Annotated in this window: 7 protein-coding genes and 1 pseudogene; 4 read left to right on the forward strand and 4 right to left on the reverse strand. The window is 76.7% G+C overall.

All coding sequences use genetic code 11. From position 1 onward, the window contains the following. The 3 genes from KSNIM_RS34295 to KSNIM_RS34305 form a co-directional block, all read left to right on the forward strand. Positions 1-1117 (forward strand): FUSC family protein (locus tag KSNIM_RS34295; protein WP_263107067.1); only part of this gene is annotated, 1117 nt, incomplete at its 5' end. 17 nt (positions 1118-1134) lie between these two features. Continuing rightward, entirely contained in the window at positions 1135-1677 is a 543-nt protein-coding gene (locus KSNIM_RS34300; protein WP_411543903.1) for a MarR family winged helix-turn-helix transcriptional regulator, read from the forward strand. Positions 1678-1822: 145 nt separating this feature from the next. Then, complete coding sequence (locus tag KSNIM_RS34305; RefSeq protein ID WP_263107069.1) at positions 1823-2266, forward strand: hypothetical protein; 444 nt, start codon at positions 1823-1825, stop codon at positions 2264-2266. Between the two features lie 20 nt (positions 2267-2286). On the opposite strand, the gene KSNIM_RS34310 is transcribed toward KSNIM_RS34305, so the two are convergent. From KSNIM_RS34310 to KSNIM_RS34320, 3 genes are all read right to left on the reverse strand, one after another. Beyond that, a complete protein-coding gene (locus tag KSNIM_RS34310) occupies positions 2287-2796 on the reverse strand; it encodes a GNAT family N-acetyltransferase (RefSeq protein WP_263107070.1) in 510 nt (169 codons plus the stop codon). A 22-nt stretch (positions 2797-2818) separates the two neighbouring features. Then, positions 2819-3361 carry a GNAT family N-acetyltransferase gene (locus tag KSNIM_RS34315; RefSeq protein WP_263108228.1) on the reverse strand — a complete coding sequence of 181 codons (543 nt, stop codon included), beginning with the start codon at positions 3359-3361 and terminating at the stop codon, positions 2819-2821. 97 nt (positions 3362-3458) lie between these two features. Further along, a complete protein-coding gene (locus KSNIM_RS34320; protein WP_263107071.1) occupies positions 3459-3653 on the reverse strand; it encodes a hypothetical protein in 195 nt (64 codons plus the stop codon). Positions 3654-3943: 290 nt separating this feature from the next. Between KSNIM_RS34320 and KSNIM_RS34325 the strand changes: the two genes are divergently transcribed. After that, on the forward strand, positions 3944-4354 hold the full coding sequence (locus tag KSNIM_RS34325; protein WP_263107072.1) for a YrdB family protein: 411 nt from the start codon (positions 3944-3946) through the stop codon (positions 4352-4354). A gap of 179 nt (positions 4355-4533) precedes the next feature. Here KSNIM_RS34325 and KSNIM_RS39520 read toward each other — a convergent pair. Next, positions 4534-4674: pseudogene (locus KSNIM_RS39520) on the reverse strand (hypothetical protein); the annotation flags it as partial. Between the last annotated feature and the right edge of the window lie 729 nt (positions 4675-5403).

A 5403-nucleotide genomic window follows, 5' to 3' on the forward strand; every position in this document is an offset into this window, starting at 1 on the left:
GACCGCCGCCGCGGACCACGCCACCGCGCCCGGCCCGCAGACCCGCCACACCGCCGTCACCGCCCTCCGTGCCGCCCGGCGGTGCCTCCACCTCGCCGGCGCCGCCACCCCGGACCGTCGGGCACTCCACCGGCTGCTCGACCGGGCCGGGGCCGCTCTCGCCGGCGACGGCCCAGCGGGCGAGCAGCTCCACGCCTGGGCGGCCGGCGTACGTGCCCACGGCCCCGTCCCCGATCCACCGGCGGCCCGCGACATGCCGACGGCCCGCGACATGCCGGCGGTCCACGACATGCCCGAGGCGGACGTCCACGACCCGGCGCCGCTGAGCCGGTCGGCCCGAGCGGCCTGGGTGCGCGGCCTGGCCCCCGGGGCCCTGCACGCCCCGGCCGCCCTGCGCACCCTGCTCGGCTGCGCCCTCGCCGGATACGCCGCCCTGTGGCTGGGCGTCGACCGGCCGTACTGGGCGATCGTCACCGCCGCGTCTATCCACCAGGCCAACATCGCGCTGACCTGGAACCGCACCCTGCAGCGCATCCTCGGAAACCTGCTCGGCGTCGCGGTCTTCGCGGCCGCCGTCCCGCTGATCCGCACCGGGCCGCTCGCGCTCGTGCTCTGCCTGCTCGTCCTCAACTTCGCCGCCGAGGCGCTGGTCACCCGCAACTACTGGCTCGGCACCGTCGCGGTCACCCCCATGGCACTGCTGCTGGTCGAGTTCACCGGCGACCACCCGGCCGGACGGCTCATCGGCGACCGCGTCCTCGACACCCTGATCGGCGCCGCCGTCGGCTTCGCCGCCGCGCTCGCCGTCACCAACCACCGCGCGGCCGACCGGGTCCGGCACGCCCTGCACGCCGTCGGCCGCGCCCACGCGCACGCCGAACGGACCCTCGCCGACCCGGCCGCCGAACCCGCCGCCGTGCACGCCGCCTCCCGCCGGCTCGCCCACACCCTCGTCGACCTGCGCGACGCCCGGGACACCGCCGCCGGCGAATGGCGCCGCCGCACCCTGCCCGAGCAGGCACTGCGCACCGCCGAGGAAGCCGGACACCGTACGCTCGCGGTGACGGCCGCGCGGCGGGGCGGCCTCCACCCCGCCCCGGCGAGCGGAGCGGTGTGAGCGCAGAGCGGAGCGGTGTGAACGGCGAGCGGAGCGGCGTGAACCAGGACGACGGGGCGAGCGACGTCGTCGCGGCGGTGCGGCGGCAGTGGAGGGCCGTCCACCCGGACCTCGACACCGAGCCGATGGAGCTCGTCGGCCGGATCAACCGCTGTGCGGCGCTCCTCCAGCAGGCCGAGGACGCCCCGCTGCGCTCCGCCGGCCTCACCCGCGGCGAGTTCGACCTGCTCGGCGCCGTCCGCCGCACCGGCCGCGAACTCACCCCCGGCGAGCTCGCCCGCGAGACCTTCGCCTCCGGTGCCGCCGTCACCAAGCGGCTGCGGGCCCTCCAGGACCGCGGCCTGGTCGACCGCCGCACCGACACCCGCGACCGCCGGATCGGCTACATCCGGCTCACCGACGACGGCCGCGCGCTCGTGGACCGCCTCATGCCGCAGCAACTCGCCTACGAGCGCACGGTCCTCGCCGGCCTGGACGAGCCCACCCGCCGCCTCCTCGGCGCCGGCCTCGCCGAACTTCTCCTCCAACTCGAGGGCCGCCTGGGCACTTTGCGCGCCTGACCACGGCCGTCGGGGCCGCCCCGGACGACCACTCGCGCGCGCGTCTGCCGCCCTCCCGGGCGACTTGCGCGAACGCGTCACCGTTGTCGGCGCCCTCCGCCATGCTGGGGGATCAGTAGGTGCCGCACCACACCCGGGGGGACGCATGCCATTTCTCGAAGAGCGGGAGCCCAGCCGTGCCGGTCACGCGTGGCTGGCGATCGGCGCCGCGACGCTGACGCTGATCGGACTCTACGTCTGGCCGTGGTGGTCCGACGGCACCACCTTCCTCGAGTACCGGGACGACCTCGGCGAGCGGGGCACCCACGGTGCGTGGTGGAACGCCGTCTGGCTGGGCTGGTTCCGGTTCGGCTTCGCGCTGCAGACCGTCGCGGTGCTGGTGCTGCCGTTCGCCGTGGTCCGGCGGGACGGCTGGCACTGGCTCTCCGTCGCGGCGGTGCTGGGCGCCGTCTGGCAGCTCGTCGGCGTGCTCGGCAGCACGGTGTTCCACACCAGCCCGGCCCCCTTCCTCGGCCCGCTCGCCGGACTCCTCGCCGCCGTCGCCTGGCTCGCCGGCCGTGCGCCCCGCCGCCGTACGAGCAGCGCGTGACGCCCGCCGGTCGGTGACCGTCAGCCGGACTCCCACCTGATCTCGCCGTCCTGGCGGTGGGTGGTGGGTGCGAGCCCGACGGCGGCCGCGACCGCGGCGGACGCCCGGTGGTCCGGGTGGACGTGCGCGACGAACCTCCGCACCCCGGCGGCCGCCAGCGCGGCGACCAGGCCCTGCGCCGCCTCGGTCGCGATGCCGCGGCGCTGCCATCCGGTGCCGACCACCCAGGCGACCTCCGCGGTGCGCAGTCCGCCGTCGTCGGCGGTCACCGTCGCCTGGACCGTCCCGGTCAGGCAGCCTTCCGCGTCCAGCCGGACCACCCAGTTCGCCCAGGTCGCGCCGGGGTCGGGGGACCCGGCGACCAGCCGCTCGTACCGGGCGCGGAGTTCGTCGGGGCGCAGCGGACGGCCTCCGACGAAGGCGTGCAGCGCGGAATCGCCCAGGACGCCCGCCATCTCCGCGGCGTGGCCGACCTCCAGCGGCAGGAGCGTCAGCCGGGGCGTTCTGATGATCCCGGGAACGGCGGACACGGCAGTACCTCCCGAACGGTGGTCAGAGATCGCCCGCGACCAGGGCGTGCAGGTGCTGGTCGTGCCAGCCGTCGGCGTGGCGGAGGGCACTGCGCATGGTGCCCTCGAAGGTGTAGCCGGCCTTGTCGGCGACCCGGCAGGAGGCCGGATTGGCGGTGGAGTGGCACAGGGTCAGCCGGTGCAGGCCCAGGTCGTCCAGGGCCCACCGGCCGGCCCGGCGCACCGCCTCGACGACCAGGCCGCCGCCGCGGGCGTGCGGCAGCACCCAGTAGACGATCTCGGCGCTGCCCGCCGCCAGGTCGACGTCGTTCCAGCCGACCAGTCCCAGGACCTCGCCGCCGCGGCGGGCCATCGCCCAGATCGCGGCCTCCTCCGCCTGCCAGCGGGCCTGCATGCGCGCGATCCGGCGGCAGGCGTCCTCCGCGGTGGGCACGCCGAGCAGGTTCCACTGCCGGATCGCCGCGTCCCGGCCGGCGGCGACCAGGGCAGCGGCGTCCTCGGCACGCCACGGCCGCAGTTCGATCGCGGGCGAGACGGCCAGCACCGGCTGTGTCCGGGCAGCCATCCGGCCTGCGGGAACGGCGGCAGGAACGACGGCGGGCACGGGCGGGTCGGTGATCACCGCCGCATCCTGCCACACCGGCCGCGGCTGCCCGGCGCGCTCAGGCCGGCACCAGGTCCTCGGGTGCGGCCTCCCACTCGATCCCGCCGCCCTGCGGACGGACGAAGATCCGGCGGCGCAGCAGCCGTCCGGTCTCGGTGTCCCGCTCGACCAACTGGCCGGAGATGGTGCCGAGGCGGCCGTCCCGCCGGTCGCGTACCGCCCGGCCCAGGTGCGGGTGGGGCGGACTGCTCACCGAGACACCCATCGCCACGCGCACACCTCCGTCCGCCGCCGGCGCGACGCTGCGCCGAGGTCCGCGGCCGATCATCCCGGCCGTTCCGCGGGCCGGCGCGGGCCTTCACGCGATGTCCGCAAGCCCTGCCGATCATCCGCCAGCACCGCGGCGTGACGGAGCGTCACTCTCCCCGGCAGGGGGTGGGAGTCGGCAGCCGGTGGAAGCGAGGTCCCTGTGCGGCGCGCCCGTGCCATGCTGGGGCGGCCGCGCAGCCGCGGCACGGAGACACGGCGGGGGAGGGCTCGGAGATGGAGCCGGAGACGGAGCAGAGACCGGCCGACACGATGGCCGAACTGGCCGGTCGGCCGTGGTTCGCGGCCAACGAAGTGCTGGCGTTTCTCCTGGAGTTGGCGGCCCTGGTGCTCCTGGCGTGGTGGGGTTTTGCGAAGGGCGGCGGTACGGCCGGGCGGGTGCTGCTCGGCCTCGGGCTGCCCGCGGCGGCCGTGGTGCTGTGGGGCCTGTTCGCCGCACCCAAGGCCCGCTACCGCCCGCCGCTTCCGGTGGTGCTGCTGGTGAAGGCGCTGGTGCTCGGCGGCAGCGCTGCCGCCCTGTACGGCCTCGGCCGCCCGGTCGCGGCCTGCGTCCTGGCGGCCGTGATCGTGCTGAACACCGCCCTCGCCGAGACCTTCCGCCGTCGTCCCACCGAGACGCCGACCTGAGGTCCTTCAGGACGCGTTGTCGGTGGCCCGGTGGCGGAACAGTGTGATGACCTCGGCGAGTTCGCCGCCCCGGCACACACGGCGCCGGGCCGGCCGGTCGGGGCGGCGGGCGGGTCGGCGGCGATGCGGAAGCCGGTGTGGCCGGTGGAGCTGTGCGGGGTGTCGGAGCTGCGGGCGGCGACCCGGTAGCGGTTGCCGTCCGGGTCGTGGCACAGGTGCGAGCCGCCCCGGATCACCCGGGAGGGTCCGGTGGGCGGCCCGGCGGGTCGGTCCGCGGTCCGGTGCGGTGGAAGTCGGCGCTGAACCGGTCGGCGCACCACTCCCGGACGTTGCCGACGGTGTTGGGGGCGCGGTGGTCGCCACGGTGGCAGCCGAGGCGGCGGCGGCCGCGGCAAGGGCGGCGACTTCGGTGAGGTAGCCGCGGCGTCCCAGCCGGTCGCGCTCGGTTCGGCTCATGGCATCTCCCTCTCGGGGCGGGCGGATCGGCGGACCGGGCACGGCGCAGGGGCCGGTCCTGCCGGTGGCGGGTGTGCTCGGGTGCGGAGCGGGGGATCGGCGGAGCAGCTGAGTAGCTGAGCGAGGGCGCGCGAGTGCGGGGGAGTGCGGGGGAGCGGGGAGCGGGGCGGTGCCGGGAGGGGGCGTCGACCGCCCGGTGGCGCCGGGCGGCGGAGATCGTCCGCGGCTGCCCGGCGGTGACCGTACGGGTGCGGAACGACGGATGGCAACGGCTGCCGGACGGGCCTCACGGATTTCACGAGGCGTTGCGGGACGTCGTGCAGCGTTGGCCGGGCGGTGCTTCCTGGGGCTGGCCCCACCCCGCGTCCGGGGGAGTACGGGATGTCAGCGGGCCGCCGCGCGGGAGAGTCTGAGGGGGCGGCAGGTGTGCGAACCTTTCCGCGCCGCCACCAACCGAACCGACGACGGGAGCCGGCAGCCATGCCCCTGATCACCTCGACCACCCGCCCGCCCGCGACGGGCCGCCGCCGGCTGCTGCGGTCCACCGCGCTCGCCGTGCTGACCGCCACCGCCGCCGCGACCGCCCTCGCCCC

This window comes from Kitasatospora sp. DSM 101779 (assembly GCF_025655475.1).
GTDB lineage: Bacteria > Actinomycetota > Actinomycetes > Streptomycetales > Streptomycetaceae > Kitasatospora.

Bases quoted from the DNA above. Each gene is read 5' to 3' on its own strand.
- KSNIM_RS34305 (WP_263107069.1), top strand. From the start codon at position 1,823: ATGCCATTTCTCGAAGAGCGGGAGCCCAGCCGTGCCGGTCACGCGTGG.
- KSNIM_RS34315 (WP_263108228.1), bottom strand. From the start codon at position 3,361: ATGGCTGCCCGGACACAGCCGGTGCTGGCCGTCTCGCCCGCGATCGAA.
- KSNIM_RS34325 (WP_263107072.1), top strand. From the start codon at position 3,944: ATGGAGCCGGAGACGGAGCAGAGACCGGCCGACACGATGGCCGAACTG.